We start from the raw sequence: 17,196 nt of genomic DNA on the forward strand, positions 1-17,196 counted from the left end.
TCGCATTTTATGATAGCGTTTTCACATTATTATTTTGTCCTACCTTTATTTCAATAAAAATACAATTACATAGCTATTTTAGCATACAACACAAAAAAAAGACTACCATTCGGTAGCGCTTAATACCCTTTATTTTTTAATCTGTAAAACAACCTTGTAATTTTTTTATATTGTGTCACATTTGTCTGTTTTAAACCATTCTCAATATCTGTAAGTTCCACAGCTAAAATTTCACTCGCATAATTTTGCTGAAACAGAATATCTAGTAACAAACTTTCTTCTTCTTTCGTTAAAACAAATTCCCTTTGCATATACTCCTCTCCTTACACTCGCATCGTTACTATTATCATATAAAATTTTCAGCCTATTTAATAGATGTAATATTCAGTTTTCACCAAAAAACATGTACCAATCGTAAACATATAAAAATTATTTCGTATATCGATTTGCATAACTAAACGCCGCATAGGCATCCGGCTTAATTTTTGCAGTTAATCCCATCGCTTGAATCTTTGCTGTCATATCTAAAATAAATTCTTTTGTTAAACCATCATTCCCTATATCTAAATGAATTTCCATTATAAATCCCGCTCCATCTTGAGCATATGGATGCAATAAATCCCATATTATTTGTATATGATCAGGAGTAAATAAACATGCAATTTCTTGACTAAACTGCGTTTCTAAATATATTTTCTCACGTAATGTTGCTGGCTTATCTTTTACTGATTTGTGATGTAAACACCCCCATGCTCCTTTTCCAACGCGATGAATGTGAATTGCCGTAATAAATCTCGTATCTTTTTGATGCGCTTGTGAGTCTGTCCCGATAGATAATCGATATAAATTCCGCGGATCCTTTTCAATGAAACTACAAATGCGGTTAAAGACCATATCAAAATTCAATTGTCTCTCTGAAACATTATAAAATTTATGTTCACCGTCCACATAGTCACGTCCTTTCAATTAGACAGACTTTTCGTATTCTCATTGTATGGGACAAAAATAAAAATTATAACTTCCTATCCTTTATTTGTTTCAATATTTCGAATTACATAATTACAAGACTGACATGTATAAATTACATTTTGATTAGATTGAGCTGTTAATACATGAATAATCTCAGCAGAATTGCGACAATTAGGACAAACCACAACTGGTAAACGTTCCATACGATACACCTCCTAGTAATATTTCTCCCGCTATTTGCAGGTAGTAAGACTCCCACCCTAAAATTCAGCGTACGTGCGGAAGTTAGCTACACGTATTCTCTCAATTGGTGTGGGCTAATAATCAGTGAGGCATGGACAAACCCTTGCTGATTAGATTTTTATTTTATTACCATTGTAGGAAAAACGAAAAATTCCTATACATATATGCTGGAAAGTAATAGAACTAAAAAAGGTACCGCCATATGGCAGTACCTTTTTTATATGTATCAAGAAATGATATCGTAAATCTCAATTGCAACCATATCGATATTATCGAATTGATACACTTGAGGTTTTTCACCTTGTTGATACACTTCTAACTCATACATTTCACTTTTATCGAAAAATTTCACGCTACATTTGCGCTCACCGTTCACTTCAAAATAGCGTTGTGCTACTTCACCGCTTTCAGCTTGTTCTTGTAGACTAACAAGTCGAGTTAAAATTCCTTGGAGTAGAGACATGAAATCTCTCCTTTCTCTGATCTTCCTACCAATAGGTTTTACAGCTAAACTCATTCTATCCGTCATAACAGAAAAAATGTTCCACACTCTAGGATAAAGGTTCTTGGCAAGAAACTCAACTAAAATTTGTCGAAAAACGAAGTAAAAAGAAGAAAGAATATCTTTTCTCTTCTTTATTGCGATTTTTATACTGGCAGAATATAATAAAAAACAGAAAAAAGGAGGAATTCCAATGAAAAAAATTGAGGTATACACACAACCCGATTGTCCGCCATGTGTCATTGTGAAAGAGTTTTTAAAGCATAATAACGTTGCATATGAAGAATTTGACGTAAAAAAAGACGACACCGCTCGTAATCGTCTTTTATACGACTATGATTCCTACTCAACACCAACAGTTGTAATTGATGGCGAAGTGGTTGCAGGTTTTCAAATTGAAAAATTACAACAGTTACTCAATATAGAATAGGAATAGGTAAATACCTATTCCTATTTTTATCCCGCTATTTACGGGCAGTAAAACTCCCACCTCAAAATTCGGCTGGAGCAAAGAAGTTAGGTGGGAGTCGGGCTGCCCGTAAACGCCCGATTGGTGAAGGCTAATAATCAGTGGGAGATAAAGCCCCCCACTGATTAAAGTTTCACTTTATAATTGTTGTAACCTTTTTATTTCAGTTAAAAGTTCCTGACTTTCATGATATCCTGCTAGTTTCCATTTCCCTTGATCCCTTTGCAAGGTTACAATTTGATATTGACCATTTTTCGCCCGCTCATATACGTATAAATTTTTATGCTCTTCATCATATGACATTTTCGTTTCTGCATTAAAAGAAAACGGTGCTTCTTTTGCTGGAAGTAAATATTCACCACTTTGTTTATCACTTCTACTATTTTCATCTGTAAATACTTGAAGGAAATTATCTGTAAAATACGGTGATAACGTCTCTATCATCTTGTTCATTGGTAAATGCTTCCCACGAATTGAAAATTGGATCTCATAGCCTTTTTGCACCGTTGTAAACACTTCTTTCCGATCGACTTTCACTTCTTCTTTCCCTAAAACAGTTGTGACACTATAACCAACTAGAAAGGTAACACAAACAAATAGAACAAACCATATTCCATATTTCCTCATTTTTTCACCTTCCTTTTAAAAGAACTTGTCTTTGTAGTATTCATTGTAACAATGATTATGCAAAGAAAGTGATGGTTTCGTTCGTAAAATCTTTACAACGATAGACAGCATTTTCATCACCATTTTCACTATTACCAATTTCTGATAAAAACAAACAAAAAAATGCACGAATCTCTTCGTGCATTAAAATAAAACATCTTCTTCATATAAATATTCATAAGATAAATCTATAAATAAAAAGTTTTCATCATCAATCGGGAAAGAAAATGTTCGTACCATTTCACCAGTTTCAATATCGGCGTATAAATCTGAAAGTCTTGCCTTATTTTCAAAACGCATTTTCATGATATTCTCAAGAAAATACGGGCGCCAACTCCAGTTCTTCATATAATACTCAGGCATCACAATCCATTCCCCATCTTTTTTCATAACATTACCTGATTGTTGGAAACCATCTTCATTACAAATAAATATGCGAAAACTACACTGTGATACACTTTGGCTAAATTGTAATAACCAATCATTTATATCTTCATTCTTTTTTTGTTTTGACAGAACATCACCAATTCGATCACGTAACATCTCTGTTAAATTGTAAATTTTTTGCAACTTCTTCTTCTCATGCTGAATAAACTGATGACATTCATTACCAAGTCGCTCTTTTAAAATATCGGTTTCAATAAAATCAGGTAAACATTCTTTCAAATAATTACCTTGATAATATCTACCACCGTTTTTCCAAGCATATTGTAGTTGATAAAAAGCATCTATTTCTTCATATAACAATGTTGCACCAATTCTTCTAGCAAGTAATGATAAAGAATATAAAATATCTTGATAAGATTGTAAAAGTGCAGTTTGCCTTAAGTTCGTTAAATCTACTTTTAATATATCCGGTGCTAACACGCTAATACGTTCTAAATTACTTGTACCCGTTCCGACTTTATTAATCGAAATTTGAATACCATATGTACGATAATACATCAGCAAATGATTAAATTGCTCGATATCTTCTTTACATTCATGTTCTGTAATCTCTAAAACAATGTGTTTCAAATTTAAACCTTGTTTTTCATACATCAATAAAAGTTGAAGTAGACTTTCATCCTCATCATTCATTAATACGTTAGCATTCCGATGTAAAAATAATAATAATTTTTGATCGGTTTCTAAATAACGATTTATAGCTTTTTCTACTATGATGTTATCCGCTTCCAATTGAAACTCATTTGGAATAGAATCATCATGAAAGAACGAAGCTAAACTTTGTATGCCCTCTTCTGTTTGAATACGTCCTACTACTTCATATCCAATTACTGTATGCTCATCAGCACTAAAAATAGCTTGATAATAAGGAAGGACTTTATCCAAGTTACTCATTACATCTAATGCATCTATCAACGTGCTTCCCTCCCTTTACTTTTCAAAAATTATAACACGATATTTACGGAAAAATAATAAAAAATCCCTTCAGTTTTCCTGAAGGGATTAGAGGGGTAAAATGCTAAGGGGAATTAGCAATTCTACTATGAAGAAAAAAGAGGTCTTAAATATAACGTATATATGACCTCTTGTAAACACTTTTCTTTCATATGTCACAATTCCGTCACATTTTACCACAGAAAAATGAATCAAACATCATTTTCTCATCCCTTTTAAAATGGATATTGATGTAAATGTTGTCCTCCATCCATTGTCATGCAAGTTCCATTTATGTAAGCAGCTTCGTCTGAACATAAATAATAAGCTAGACCCGCAATTTCTTCTGGCGTACCCAGTCTTCCAAGTGGAACACTTTGTAGTGTACGCTTAGCCATTTCTTCTGAAATCCATAATTTATCGGCACCGCCTGTACGTTCAATTGGTCCTGGTGCAATAGCATTAACTCTTATTCCATATTTGCGTCCCCACTCAACAGCAAGTGTTTTTGTCATCGCTAATACTCCAGCCTTCGCTGCAGCCGAATGAATAACCCCTGGACCTGCATCCCATGCATAAGTTGCTACCATGTTAATGATATTTCCTTTTATACCTTTCTCAATCCAATATTTTCCGACAGCTTGGCTACAATAAAATGTACCATTTAACACAATATTAATTACTGCATTCCAGCCATTTACAGATAAATCTTCAGCTGGACAAATAAAGTTTCCAGCTGCATTATTTATTAAAATATCAATTCGCCCAAATTTCTCATCAATATGTTCAATCATTTTCTGAATATCCTCAGTATTTCTCACATCCATTTGTACAGGTAACACTTGACCTGGAAACTGTTCAATTTCTAACTTTGTTTCCTCTAGCTTTTCCTTTGTACGCCCTGTAATAACAACTCGTGCCCCTTCTTTCGCAAAACGAGTCGCCATTCCTTTTCCCATTCCGCTCGATCCACCTGTTATAATAACTACCTTATCTTTCACATACATCCCCTCCCAAAAAATGAATACACATTCATTTTATCATTTTATTTGATAGAAATCTTTATATTTTTTAAGTTTTCTGATATTTTATCGTAAAGAGGTTTCTTTTTATTCATTTTTTCCGTAATTTATAACTACTACTTTATTATTTAAAATATATTTTAAATAAAACTGAAGGGAGATTTGAGTAGCCTGTATATGGAACAAAAACATGTGATATAAATCAAATAGGTATACTCATACTTTTATGAAGCAAATTACAAGAAGAAATTTTTTAAAAGTTGGAATGCGCACTTGTCTATATTCATTTATAACCACTAGTTTCGGTTACTATTACGCTAAATACATAGAACCCTATATGCTCTCTTTTACACAGCACACGCTCAAATCACAGCTTATACCAACAAGTTTTCACGGTATGAAGATTCTTCAATTTAGCGATTTACATCTCGGATACTATTTCTCGCTCCAACATTTATCTCAAATTGTTTCTAAAATTAATGCTGCAAATCCAGATATTGTTCTTTTTACTGGGGATCTCATTGATAATTACCAAACGTATACTGACACTCCTTTCGTTGCATCCATTTTAAAAAATATACAAGCACCCTTCGGTAAATTCGCTATTTATGGTAACCACGACCACGGTGGATACGGAACCGAATACTATGATCACATCATGCGTGAATCCGGATTTGAACTTTTACAAAATAAAGAAAAACGAATTCGTTTACTAGATAATAGTGAAATTTCTATTTTCGGTCTTGATGATATATTACTGGGTAAACCAAGAATAAAGGAAACATTACGACATGCACAGCAAAATATTTATACAATTGTTCTTGTTCACGAACCAGATATTGCCTCACAAATCGCTACATACCCAATCGATCTTCAGCTATCTGGACATAGCCATGGCGGACAAGTACAAATTCCATTTTTAGGTGCTATCATTACCCCGTCGCTTGCCAAACACTATATTGAAGGTTTCTATACGATTCAAGATTTAACTCTCCATGTCAATAGAGGTCTTGGAAGAACGCGCGTCCCATTCCGATTTATGTCAAAACCTGAAATTACGCTCTTTACGTTACAACATTCGCAATGATTCGCCTATTTTCTTACATATCCTTTCTTGTACGCGCTCATCCATGTTTCGTTTACCATATGATAAAAGTGAGTCCAATAAAGGAGGTTTTTTCATGTATCCATATTATCAACCAATCCCAGTTCGTTCAGCACCTATTGGCCCAGTAGGCGACTCACGCTTCTTTCCGTTTTTTGGCGTCCCATTTCTAGCAGGAATTGCTGGTGGATTGCTCGGCGGAGCATTAGCTTTCGGCCCTAGACCGTTTTATCCACCTTATCCACCACCTTTCCCACCGCCAGCACCTTTCCCTTGTTATGGTGGACCTTGTCAACAACCATACTACTATTAATGTACTTCAACAATTCTGCCAACGTTATTCTCTCTATTAAACAGTCGATAACATGCTTACAATAAAAACTATTCTCTCTACTCATTCTTTTATCTTAAAAACGTATAATAAGTAGAGAACAAAGTAAAAAACCTCTTATGATAAAAGAGGTTTTTTACTTTGTTCTCATTATTCAGCATCTGTATTTTGATACGCCATCTTAAACAACTTCACTTGGCTATCAATTTCTTCAGCACTACTATTAATAACATAATAGTAGTCACCTTCTTTATTTTGTTCACGTGTTTTCACATTATCAGCTAAAGTAAGATGTAAAATCGCCTTTATTCTTGCTTTCATTTCAATATCTAGAATTGGGAAGGATATTTCTACTCGTTTCTCCATATTTCGCGTCATCCAATCAGCTGAAGATAAATATATTTTCTCTTCTCCATTATGATGGAAATAATAAATACGGCTATGTTCTAAATACCTTCCAACTACACTAACTACACGAATATTTTCACTTACATTTGGAATCCCGGGCCTTAAACAACATGTTCCTCTAACGATGAGCTCTACCTTTACTCCAGCTTGTGATGCTTCGTACATTTTTTTTATTAATGGCTTATCTGTTAACGAGTTCATCTTAGCGATAATATATCCATTTCCATATTGTCTATGATAACGAATTTCTTCATCTATTAAGTCCATAAATTGCTCTCTTATATCAAACGGTGCAACCGATAAATGATGAAAGTGTGGTTTCGTTGTATATCCACTCAAATAATTAAAGAAATTTGTTGCATCTACACCAAAGTCCTTTCGCGATGTAATATAACCAAAATCGGTATATAGCTTCGCTGTTGCATCATTATAATTTCCGGTTCCGAGATGTACGAATCTTTCGATTTTTCCGTTTTTTCTTCTTACAACTAGTGTAATTTTACTATGTGTTTTCAGGTGACTTACACCGTAAATAACGTGACATCCAGCCTGTTCCAATTCTTTAGCCCAATGAACATTATTTTCTTCATCAAACCTTGCCTTTAATTCGACCAATACCGTCACTTGTTTTCCTTTTTCAGCCGCTACTTTTAACGCCTGAATAATCGGAGAATCTCCACTCACACGATATAATGTTTGTTTGATCGCAAGTACATTCGAGTCATCTGCTGCGTCACGAACAAAATCAACAACTGGCTGAAATGACTCAAAAGGATGATGTAATAAAATATCATGTTCTATTGCCTTTTCAAATACATCTTCTTCATCGCCTAAGTCTTGAGGCGGTTGCGGAATAAGAGCTGGATATACAAGATGCTCATATAAAGGTGCTAATTTTTTATATAAAGAGAATAAACATGTTAAATCTAACGGTCCATCCATCATGTATACATCCTCATCTTTTACTTCTAACACCTCATATAATAACGCTAATACTCTTTCATCAATGTGTTCTTTGCCAACCTCTAAACGAACGGCGGCTCCCCACTTACGCTTTTTCAATTCTTTTTCAATAACTTTTAATAAATCGCGTGCACCCTCTTCATGAATTGTTAAATCCGCATTACGTGTAATACGGAAACGAGTAACAGATGATACTTTATATCCAGTGAATAATTTATGGGTAAAACCACTAATGACATCTTCTAATAAAATAAATTTATGCTTTTGTCCTTCACTCGGTAAAAATATGAAACGCTCTAGTAAAGAAGGTACTTGTACAATTCCTAACTTCGTACGATTTTCTTCTTCCGCTTGCTTCTCATCATATAAAATAGTGGCTAAATTCAAACTTTTATTTAATAACATTGGAAATGGACGATATGCATCGATAGCTACAGGAGTTAATACCGGGAAAATTTGCTCATCAAAATACTCTTCTATAAATTCTCTCTGCTCTTTCGTCAAATCATGGAATGTTAAACGCTCGATTCCCTCTAATTCAAGCGCTGGCAATACATAATTTTTAAACGTATCATATTGTACAGTCATTAATTCATGGGCTTTTATCGCAATTTTATTTAATTGCTTTTTTGGTGTTAAGCCAGCTTTATTTTCTGGTTGGTTAAACCCAGCACTTACTTGATCTTTCAACCCTGCCACGCGCACCATAAAAAACTCATCTAAATTCGAACTAAAGATGCTAATAAACTTTAATCTTTCCAAAAGTGGATTATTTTCATCTTGCGCTTCTTGTAGTACGCGTTCATTAAAAGCTAGCCAGCTTAACTCGCGATTATTATAGTAAGCTGTATCATTTAAATTCACTACATTCCCCTTCAGCAATTCCATTCTCTTCACACTTCCCCTTGAAACTTTATTAATATAATTTAGTTATTTTTATTTTATCAAATTACAATATTCCAAAGTGTTAATTTTTCGTAAAGACATCCGTACAACCTAACATTTTAATTCGAATGACAAGTTAATATTCGTTTTTAATACTCTTTCCAGTTGTTTTTTTTGTTTTTCAGCTTGCACTTTTTCTGCTAATGCCGATTGTTCACATAAAATTCTAAATGTCAAACCTTCTTCACTTTCCGTTATATATATTGCCTCAACAAGCGATCTCTGTCTTACATTTAAAGCAGCTGAAAATTGTAAAACAGCTCCTAATAGGCGAATTTTTTTTTGTTCACTTTTATCAAACCAACCTTCAAATGGAGATAAATGTTGTTTAAATAACATTTTTGATTTATACGATGCAATAAGCGCTAACCTAACTCGATCTTTATGCATCATACCATCAATTGTTTTATTCGCTAATAAATAAAATGTATGTAAACGGCTTGCTTCTTCGTCTATATATTTTCCTATATTAAATACTTTCGCTGCTTGATGGAATACTTCCCATTCTTTTGCTGACATAGAAATGAGCCCTGCTTCTTCAAGCTGTTGACAAATCAATCGTCCATGTTTAATAAGTTGAATGACAAATTCCATATCCATTTCGTATTCATGTGATAATAAATGCAAACTTTCTTCGACTACGTTCGGATAATACGAAATCCCCAAATCTTTCGTCAATTCTTCATAGAAAACCCCTTCTCTTAATCCTTTTCTACTTAATACAAATGCAGGTGCTTCTATAACGTTAACAAGCGTATGAAATACTTCGACCGCTGGAACAATTGTATCTGCTCGATCTTTTGCCAATCCTTCCATTTTTTGAAGTTCGATGAACGATAATCTTTCCAATTCACCTTTTACATTTTTAATATCTTCTTCTTTCATTTTGTATAAATGTAACCCTGCTATAGGATAGCATATTAAATTTTGATGGATTTTCACTAAGTTCCTCGCACTACCACCAATTGCGATAAGAGGAAATTTCTTATTGATTAACCATGGTAACGTTCGAAATTGACACTCTAAATACGTTTGAATATTCTCTAATTCGTCTTTAGTAGGAATATCATCTTTAATAAATTGCTGCTTTAAAGAAAGCGCCCCAAAAGGAAAGCTGTGGTATTCTAAAATCTCTCTATTTCTAAAGTATGTAACTTCCGTACTTCCCCCACCAATATCTACTGTTATTCCTTCTGAAAACGAAGTAGAATTCATAACTGCTAAATAGCCATAACGTGCTTCCTCATATTCTGATAATACTCTAAGAGTAAAGTCTGTTTGTCCTTCAACAAGTTTTTTAATTGCATCTTGATTCTCAGCCTGTCTAATTGTTGCTGTTGCAACGCAAAGTACATGATGCAACTGATGGAATCTTGTACTGTCTTGAAATTGAAATAATGTTTGTAACAATACTTCTATTCCTTCTTCACTCAAAACACCATCGATTAAATAATTTCTTAACCGAGCAACCACCTTCGTATTTTCAATCTCTTTATAAAACCCCCCATTTTGCTTTTCATAAATAACTAAACGCATTGTATTAGATCCAATATCTATAATGGCATATTGTTGTTTTAATATTCCTTTCAAACTTCTCACTCTTTCATTATCAAATTTCCAAAACACATTCTATTACTATTATACAAAATAGTTGTTTTTTGTAACAATATTGCTTTAATATTGAAAATATATACAATCACTTTTTGCATATAATAAAAACCTCTTTTATTTATGGTATAATAATGAAAAATTGAAAGGAGATTCAATATGAAACCTTCACAACCACAATCTCAATTACAAAACCAACATTCTATTAATCGACTAGCTCAATCTATTTTCGTTGTGAATCGTCATGCCAAAGCTGCAACTAATCCTAAATATTTATACTGGTTAAAAAAGACGGCTTTAGAACGTTTAATTGCTGAAAAAAAAGCAATTAAAGAAGGATTACATTTTTCTAGAAATCCACGTTTTAGCCAACAACAATCTGATGTTCTTATACGTTTAGGCGATTATTATTTCCATATCCCTCCTACGAAAGAAGATTTTCGAATCCTACCACATCTTGGTCATCTTGAATCCTCCTATCGCAACCCGAAAACAACCTTATCTTTAACAGTAGCCAAAAAAACACTTCAAGATTATATTGGTCCTGAAGCACTGAAACAAGAAAAAAAATTAAGTGAACCTGTTCCATGGTATAGCCGTACTTATACAAAAAAATAAAACAGTTTGGCCTTGCATAGGCCAAACTGTTTTATTTTTTCTCTTCTTTAATTTTAATATTTGCTTGTTTGTAAAATGCAACTTTTTCTGTATTATAAGATTTCGTGAATTCATTAAACTTATCTTTTTCCGACTCAATATCCTTATACGATTGATTTACCACTTTAACTTTCTCACTAATATCTTTTAATTTTGTACCTTTATCTTGTAACATTGTATATAACTCTTTTTCTTGCTTTAAAGATTTATTATAGCTATCATACATCTTGTTAAATGACTCATGTCGTTTCTCATACGTACTTTTAACTTTATCCGCTTTGTCTTTTAATTTATTATCTTCAATTTTCTTCACATACTTATCAGCTGATTTCACTTCTTCTTGCGCTTTATTTAAAGCCTCTTTTTCTTTTGTAAGCACTTTTTCTCGTTCATCTGTATTCTTTACTGCTTGATTAAGCTTTTCTTTAACAACTTGATTATTATCTTTTCCTTCTTGAACAATTTGGTTATATAATTCTTGTCCTTCTTTCTCTAAAGTTTCAAGTTTTTTTGCATCTTCAAACATTGTCTTTTCTTGCTTGGCAGCATTTTCAAACGCAACATATAATTCCTCTTCTGGTTTCGGCCCGAAACAACCAGCTAATAAAGTCATTGATAACGCGGTTACAATTGCTAATTTACTATATTTCAACATCTTTTCCTCCTACTTATAAACGACCATCGTGTAAAAAAGCTATAAAAATCATATAATCCTTCTATACACTTCACACTCGCATCTTTTTTACGAAGGTCATCAGTATTGTTTATAATGCTTGTACACACTTATTACTTGAAATTACTTTTTACGTTATTCTCTTTGAATTATTTAGCAGTTTCATGTCCATCTTTTAAGTATATTTTACTTGGTATTTTTTAATCTCTACTCACACTATGTATTACCTTAAAGTACAACGGAATTCACCAGAGCCATAATAATTAGAAGAACAACTGTAATAATTCACCTGGTAAAAGATGATCGTTGATCTCTCACGTCTATCACTATCATTCTATCATTCCCTTTCCGGCTTTCTATCAAATAATCTCTTTGTTCATTTTACACAGTACAAATGCTACCTCGCAACAACTTACAAATATTCTTTTCATTTCCTAAAAAGGAAAAGTGTAGAGCATGCTTTCCTCTACACTTTTAAAATGAAACACATTGTGCAAATGCATTGACACATCCACCATAATTATATGCCTTTTTCATATATTTTTAAAGACTTTTATTACAATAAAAGCTCTTTTTGTAATAAAAGTCAAAAAAATGTTACAATCAAAATTTCTTCATATCATACTTCTTTAACTCAAAGTTTTATTCATTACCTTGCACATTTCTATACTGGTACAATTGATTCTGTGCCTTTCTTAACAGTTCTTCAAAAGTTTTTCCTTCTACTGGATAACTAGCAGCCCCAAATAATAGCGTCACACTTAGTAAACCACTTTCTATTTCACTTTCAATATTTTTCATGACCATTATCAATCGCTACAATAACATATTTATTTTCATCCCACTTTGTAACGACATCACCCTTTCGAATCGTCTTTACAATGGTACGCTCCAATCTTTATACTAACACTTCCAACTTTTTTCTTGCACTGTTTCCTTTAATCCTTCCCATTCTTTAACGGAAAGAATGTACACTGTAATATTACGAGAATCTCGTTCAGATAAAGCAGCTTAGTATCATTTGCAATATATAAATAATAAAGACGGTATAAAATAATCGTGAATCCAGTTTTGTAATTACATCCTGAAGAGCAATCCATTCTGTAACTGCCACTGTATTCCCAAGTAATAACCCACTAATTTCCCCTTTATATTTCATACTTTTCCTCCTTTCTATACCAATATATATTTCTATAACAATATACACTTCTATAACAATAATGTTTTTCTACCAAATAAAAAATCTACATATCCAAAGTATATTTTTGCTTAAGCTTGTATACCTTTTCTATTCTATTTCATATATATATTATATATCGTTTATAGAAAGGAGTGACCTATATGCTACAAAAAGAAAATCTATCAGATACTATGCGTTTACTAACCGGTTTTTTGTTATCATTAAAATTACTATTTACCTCTTTCGGAATAAACTTTATTACAAACGATCAAATCGACGCTATTGTAAATGTTGCTTCATTTCTATTTATTCTATATTTTGGCTATAAAAATAACTATGTAGGAAAAAAAGGAATCGAACAAAAGAAAATACTCAAGAAGCACAACCTTCATTAAAAAAGGAACCTTTCACACAGGTTCCTTTTTATCATTCCCGCACAACAACTTCATTTGTTTGCAGTGGGCCATATAAGACTTCTTTATGTTGAAATGTGTATGTAGCCTGAAATAATGCAGTTTTGAGATCTTTATCTTTATTTGCTTTTATTTTACAACTTAGTTCCACTTTCTCATTCGGCAATAAATTATCGATTCGCCATCTTACAAGCTGGAATAAAAACTCACTCATCCCCTTATTAACCTCCAAAGAATTCGGAATATATGAAAAATAATCTCGAATCATATGACTTACAACAACTCGCGAAATCACTTCAATTCCCTTATTTTCAACTTCAATTCGAATAATAAGTATGTCATTTACATCATAGATCAATTCATATGAAAATTTTTCTTGATACATACTACGGATTTGTAATGTAACTGCTACATCAGGAAGTTCGCTTTCCTTTTTTGAGCCATCAATCCACAATACCGGCTGTAGCGGTATTGAATCCCTTCCTTGATCCGAAATTCGCTTCCATATTTTCATAATATATATTCACCTCATTTCAGATGTATCATCCATACAATCCTATTCTTCCTCTCTACACAATAAACTACAAAAATTATTAACGCTTGTTACAAACAATATTTAATATTTCCCTTCCTTTTATCCTATTCGACAATATAAAGAAAAAACCATTTTTGATCTGTTAACAGGGAGTATTCTTACTGAAATATTTTTTTACAATTTCCTTCATTGACCTTATAACAATATTAAGTATTACTCACTCGTTTGCTGTCCATACAAAAGAATATTTTGACGGAAGAAAAAGTTTACCTTTTAGTCAAATTTGACTATAATATTCTTTATGGCATGTTAGTGCACTTATGTAAGATGATTCGAAAGAAACCATACATAAAGCTTTTATGCACTGCACTTAAAGCTTTATGCAGTTTACTTATTATTAAAGGAGGGTTATATTTGGAAACTCAACAATCAAAAAAAGACTCCAACAATATAAAATTCGTTGTTGCTGGTTTACTACTTGGTATTTTAATGGCAGCAATGGATAATACAATCGTTGCAACCGCAATGGCAACAATTGTCGGAGACTTAGGAGGATTTGACAAGTTCGTTTGGGTCACATCGGCATATATGGTAGCAACAATGGCAGGGATGCCTATTTTCGGAAAACTTTCTGATATGTACGGACGGAAACGTTTTTATATTGGCGGACTCATTCTTTTCTTATTCGGTTCTGCACTTTGTGGAACAGCTTCAAGTATTGAGCAACTAAGTATTTATAGAGCAATTCAAGGTATTGGTGGTGGCGCCCTTATGCCTATCGCCTTCACAATTATGTACGACATATTCCCACCAGAAAAACGTGGTAAAATGACTGGGCTATTTGGTGCAGTCTTCGGTACATCTAGTGTATTTGGGCCTTTATTAGGCGCTTATATTACAGACTATATAAGTTGGCATTGGGTCTTCTATATTAATATTCCATTAGGGATTATCTCCTTCTTCTTCATTACTAAATACTACAACGAATCTCTAGAGTATCGAAAACAAAAGATTGACTGGGCTGGTGCTATTACACTTGTCATTAGTATCGTTTGTTTAATGTTTGCACTAGAACTTGGTGGTAAAACGTATGCATGGGACTCTAATGTAATTATCGGTTTATTTACAACTGTTGTTATTATGCTTATTGTTTTCTTCTTCGTAGAACGAAAAGCAACTGAGCCTATCATTTCTTTCCATCTATTTAAAAAACCTTTATTCGCAGCTAGCCAAGGCGTTGCCTTTTTCTATGGTGCTGCTTTTATCATTTGTACAGTTTATATTCCGATCTTCGTTCAAGGTGTACTCGGAGGTTCAGCCTCAAATGCCGGATTAATTTTAACACCCATGATGGTCGGCTCTGTAATTGGAAGTCAAACAGGTGGACAGTTAGCTTCACGAACAAGCTATCGTAATATTATGATGGTATCTGGAGTTTTCTTCGTTCTTGGTATTTATTTACTAAGCACTTTAACAATGGACACACCTCGTGTACTCGTAACACTATTTATGATTCTCGCTGGACTTGGGGTTGGTTTCTCATTCTCAGTGTTAAGTATGTCTTCTATCCACAAATTAGAAATGAGAGACCGTGGTGCTGCTACATCAACAAACTCATTCTTCCGTTCACTCGGTATGACTCTTGGTGTAACAATTTTCGGTACAATTCAAAATCATATCTTTACTGATAAATTAAACACTATATTCCCTCCTGAACTAGCAAAATTAGCTCCAAAAGGTGGAGACACAAGTTTCTTATTATCACCAGGTGCTACCGAGAAGATTCCAGCTGAAATATTAACTGGTATTAAAGAAGCTCTCGCTACATCTATTGCAAACACATTCTTCTGGGCACTTATCCCGGCTGTACTAAGTATTATTTGTATTTTACTTATGGGAAATGAACGCCTCTTTACAGGCCCCAAAAAGAAACAAACACAAAAGCAAGTAAGTTAATATAGAAAAAAGAAACGGCATATCCCTTTATGAAAAAGGATATGCCGTTTATAATATGTATAAAGTGAAACTTTAATCAGCGGGGGTTTATCCATCCACACTGATTATTAGCCTTCACCAATCGAGATAAAGTTTTTATGTACAGGAGTTGAGACAGCATGAGCATGAAATTAGTCATTCTCGGCTTGCTACTCGAAGGAGATAAGCATCCATATGAAGTGCAGCACATCATGAAAGAACGACAAATGGATTGTTATATTAAATATGCCAAAGGATCACTTTATTACGCCTTCGAGCAATTAGAAAAGCAAGGCGCAATTCGTATTATAAATGTAATTCGAGACACAAATCGACCTGATAAAACTATCTTTCATATAACAGAAGAAGGAAAAAAACTATTCCATACTTTACTATTAAAACAATTCGAAGCAAAAAACCAAATATATAAACCTATTTATTCGGCCTTATCTTTCGCTCACTTTAGCAATGAGCAAGAATTAGTTCCTATTTTAGAAAAAAAGAAAAATGATACCGTTCAATATTTACATACTATGCAAACGATATATGATTGTAATAAAGGAAAGGTTCCACGTGCACAGCTATATATTTTACAAAGCGTAATTGAACATATTACAGTTGAATTGCAATGGTTAAACACCCTCCTTAAAGATGCTAAAGCAGGCCGACTTTCAGAAGTTGACATAAATGAAAATTGAGCTATTAAAGAAGATGTTTCCTCTTCTTTAATAGCTCAATTTCTCTTTTTTTATACTGTAATATAATCAGTTACTTCAGAATAAAACAACTTAAAAATTCAGAATAATAAGAAATAAAAACTTTGAAATTTTCTCATTTTAAACAGTAGACAAAATTCAAAAAATTGTGTTAGAATTTGTTTCAATATCATATCGCTTGTTAAATTCCTTTCAAAAGGAAAATAGGTACACGGAAATTTCATTCCGTGTTTAAAAGGGAAGCTTGGTGAAACTCCAACACGGTCCCGCCACTGTAAATGCAGAGATTTCTTTTTTGTACCACTGTGAAAACGGGAAGGTGAAAGAAATTATATGAAGCATAAGTCAGGAGACCTGCCTATTTTAACAACACTGATAGATTCACGGATGATGATGAGGTGTTAAAACAAAAAGGAAGGCTTATTTTCTATGCCTTT

At 33.1% G+C, this 17,196-nt stretch carries 19 protein-coding genes, 1 pseudogene and 1 riboswitch; of the genes and pseudogenes, 7 read left to right on the top strand and 13 right to left on the bottom strand.

All coding sequences use genetic code 11. From position 1 onward, the window contains the following. Positions 1 to 119: 119 nt before the first annotated feature. The 4 genes from abbA to ACQKNR_RS02560 all read right to left on the bottom strand — a co-directional run bounded on the left by abbA (position 120) and on the right by ACQKNR_RS02560 (position 1,675). Positions 120 to 311, bottom strand: a complete 192-nt coding sequence (gene abbA, locus ACQKNR_RS02545) for an antirepressor AbbA (protein WP_193410111.1) — start codon at positions 309 to 311, stop codon at positions 120 to 122. A gap of 118 nt (positions 312 to 429) precedes the next feature. Beyond that, positions 430 to 948 carry a ribonuclease H-like YkuK family protein gene (locus ACQKNR_RS02550; RefSeq protein WP_427315119.1) on the bottom strand — a complete coding sequence of 173 codons (519 nt, stop codon included), beginning with the start codon at positions 946 to 948 and terminating at the stop codon, positions 430 to 432. A gap of 74 nt (positions 949 to 1,022) precedes the next feature. After that, a complete protein-coding gene (locus ACQKNR_RS02555; RefSeq protein ID WP_427315121.1) occupies positions 1,023 to 1,172 on the bottom strand; it encodes a hypothetical protein in 150 nt (49 codons plus the stop codon). A 266-nt stretch (positions 1,173 to 1,438) separates the two neighbouring features. Next, a complete protein-coding gene (locus tag ACQKNR_RS02560) occupies positions 1,439 to 1,675 on the bottom strand; it encodes a YkuJ family protein (RefSeq protein ID WP_000055151.1) in 237 nt (78 codons plus the stop codon). A 232-nt stretch (positions 1,676 to 1,907) separates the two neighbouring features. On the opposite strand from ACQKNR_RS02560, the gene ACQKNR_RS02565 reads away from it, so the two are divergent. Further along, positions 1,908 to 2,144, top strand: coding sequence for a glutaredoxin family protein (locus ACQKNR_RS02565; RefSeq protein WP_427315122.1), 237 nt, complete (start codon positions 1,908 to 1,910; stop codon positions 2,142 to 2,144). 177 nt (positions 2,145 to 2,321) lie between these two features. Here the strand turns inward: ACQKNR_RS02565 and ACQKNR_RS02570 are convergent, their stop codons facing one another. The 4 genes from ACQKNR_RS02570 to fadH form a co-directional block, all read right to left on the bottom strand. Beyond that, on the bottom strand, positions 2,322 to 2,810 hold the full coding sequence (locus tag ACQKNR_RS02570; protein WP_427315124.1) for a DUF3993 domain-containing protein: 489 nt from the start codon (positions 2,808 to 2,810) through the stop codon (positions 2,322 to 2,324). Between the two features lie 55 nt (positions 2,811 to 2,865). Then, positions 2,866 to 2,994, bottom strand: coding sequence for an ADP-ribose pyrophosphatase (locus tag ACQKNR_RS02575; RefSeq protein ID WP_193410809.1), 129 nt, complete (start codon positions 2,992 to 2,994; stop codon positions 2,866 to 2,868). Then, positions 2,994 to 4,211 carry an EAL domain-containing protein gene (locus ACQKNR_RS02580; protein WP_427315127.1) on the bottom strand — a complete coding sequence of 406 codons (1,218 nt, stop codon included), beginning with the start codon at positions 4,209 to 4,211 and terminating at the stop codon, positions 2,994 to 2,996. The genes ACQKNR_RS02575 and ACQKNR_RS02580 overlap by 1 nt, the downstream gene beginning before the upstream one ends. A gap of 254 nt (positions 4,212 to 4,465) precedes the next feature. Next, entirely contained in the window at positions 4,466 to 5,230 is a 765-nt protein-coding gene (gene fadH / locus ACQKNR_RS02585) for a 2,4-dienoyl-CoA reductase (protein ID WP_193410116.1), read from the bottom strand. Between the two features lie 247 nt (positions 5,231 to 5,477). On the opposite strand from fadH, the gene ACQKNR_RS02590 reads away from it, so the two are divergent. Next, complete coding sequence (locus ACQKNR_RS02590) at positions 5,478 to 6,338, top strand: metallophosphoesterase (protein WP_427315129.1); 861 nt, start codon at positions 5,478 to 5,480, stop codon at positions 6,336 to 6,338. A gap of 94 nt (positions 6,339 to 6,432) precedes the next feature. Next, on the top strand, positions 6,433 to 6,669 hold the full coding sequence (locus ACQKNR_RS02595) for a hypothetical protein (RefSeq protein ID WP_193655725.1): 237 nt from the start codon (positions 6,433 to 6,435) through the stop codon (positions 6,667 to 6,669). Positions 6,670 to 6,837: 168 nt separating this feature from the next. On the opposite strand, the gene ACQKNR_RS02600 is transcribed toward ACQKNR_RS02595, so the two are convergent. Together ACQKNR_RS02600 and ppx are read right to left on the bottom strand one after the other, a co-directional pair. After that, a complete protein-coding gene (locus ACQKNR_RS02600) occupies positions 6,838 to 8,946 on the bottom strand; it encodes a polyphosphate kinase (protein WP_427315131.1) in 2,109 nt (702 codons plus the stop codon). Positions 8,947 to 9,054: 108 nt separating this feature from the next. After that, positions 9,055 to 10,629: an exopolyphosphatase gene (gene ppx, locus ACQKNR_RS02605; protein WP_427315132.1), complete on the bottom strand. Its 1,575-nt coding sequence runs from the start codon at positions 10,627 to 10,629 to the stop codon at positions 9,055 to 9,057. A gap of 141 nt (positions 10,630 to 10,770) precedes the next feature. On the opposite strand from ppx, the gene ACQKNR_RS02610 reads away from it, so the two are divergent. Beyond that, positions 10,771 to 11,229, top strand: coding sequence for a YkyB family protein (locus ACQKNR_RS02610; RefSeq protein WP_427315134.1), 459 nt, complete (start codon positions 10,771 to 10,773; stop codon positions 11,227 to 11,229). A gap of 31 nt (positions 11,230 to 11,260) precedes the next feature. On the opposite strand, the gene ACQKNR_RS02615 is transcribed toward ACQKNR_RS02610, so the two are convergent. Both ACQKNR_RS02615 and ACQKNR_RS02620 read right to left on the bottom strand, forming a co-directional pair. Then, positions 11,261 to 11,923 carry a YkyA family protein gene (locus ACQKNR_RS02615; protein WP_193410122.1) on the bottom strand — a complete coding sequence of 221 codons (663 nt, stop codon included), beginning with the start codon at positions 11,921 to 11,923 and terminating at the stop codon, positions 11,261 to 11,263. Positions 11,924 to 12,583: 660 nt separating this feature from the next. Then, a pseudogene (locus ACQKNR_RS02620) lies at positions 12,584 to 13,100 on the bottom strand (diguanylate cyclase domain-containing protein). A 182-nt stretch (positions 13,101 to 13,282) separates the two neighbouring features. Between ACQKNR_RS02620 and ACQKNR_RS02625 the strand changes: the two are divergent. Beyond that, entirely contained in the window at positions 13,283 to 13,516 is a 234-nt protein-coding gene (locus ACQKNR_RS02625) for an SPP1 phage holin family protein (protein ID WP_427315136.1), read from the top strand. A 31-nt stretch (positions 13,517 to 13,547) separates the two neighbouring features. On the opposite strand, the gene ACQKNR_RS02630 is transcribed toward ACQKNR_RS02625, so the two are convergent. Then, the gene (locus ACQKNR_RS02630) at positions 13,548 to 14,048 is read right to left on the bottom strand and encodes a hypothetical protein (protein ID WP_427315137.1); all 501 of its coding nucleotides are present in this window, start codon (positions 14,046 to 14,048) and stop codon (positions 13,548 to 13,550) included. Positions 14,049 to 14,483: 435 nt separating this feature from the next. Here ACQKNR_RS02630 and ACQKNR_RS02635 point away from each other — a divergent pair, with 435 nt between their 5' ends. Beyond that, on the top strand, positions 14,484 to 16,025 hold the full coding sequence (locus tag ACQKNR_RS02635) for an MDR family MFS transporter (RefSeq protein WP_427315139.1): 1,542 nt from the start codon (positions 14,484 to 14,486) through the stop codon (positions 16,023 to 16,025). Positions 16,026 to 16,183: 158 nt separating this feature from the next. Continuing rightward, on the top strand, positions 16,184 to 16,741 hold the full coding sequence (locus ACQKNR_RS02640; protein ID WP_427315141.1) for a PadR family transcriptional regulator: 558 nt from the start codon (positions 16,184 to 16,186) through the stop codon (positions 16,739 to 16,741). A 206-nt stretch (positions 16,742 to 16,947) separates the two neighbouring features. Beyond that, a riboswitch (cobalamin riboswitch) is annotated at positions 16,948 to 17,135 on the top strand. Positions 17,136 to 17,196 lie beyond the last annotated feature (61 nt).

This window comes from Bacillus sp. NPDC094077 (assembly GCF_050279465.1).
Lineage (GTDB): Bacteria > Bacillota > Bacilli > Bacillales > Bacillaceae_G > Bacillus_A.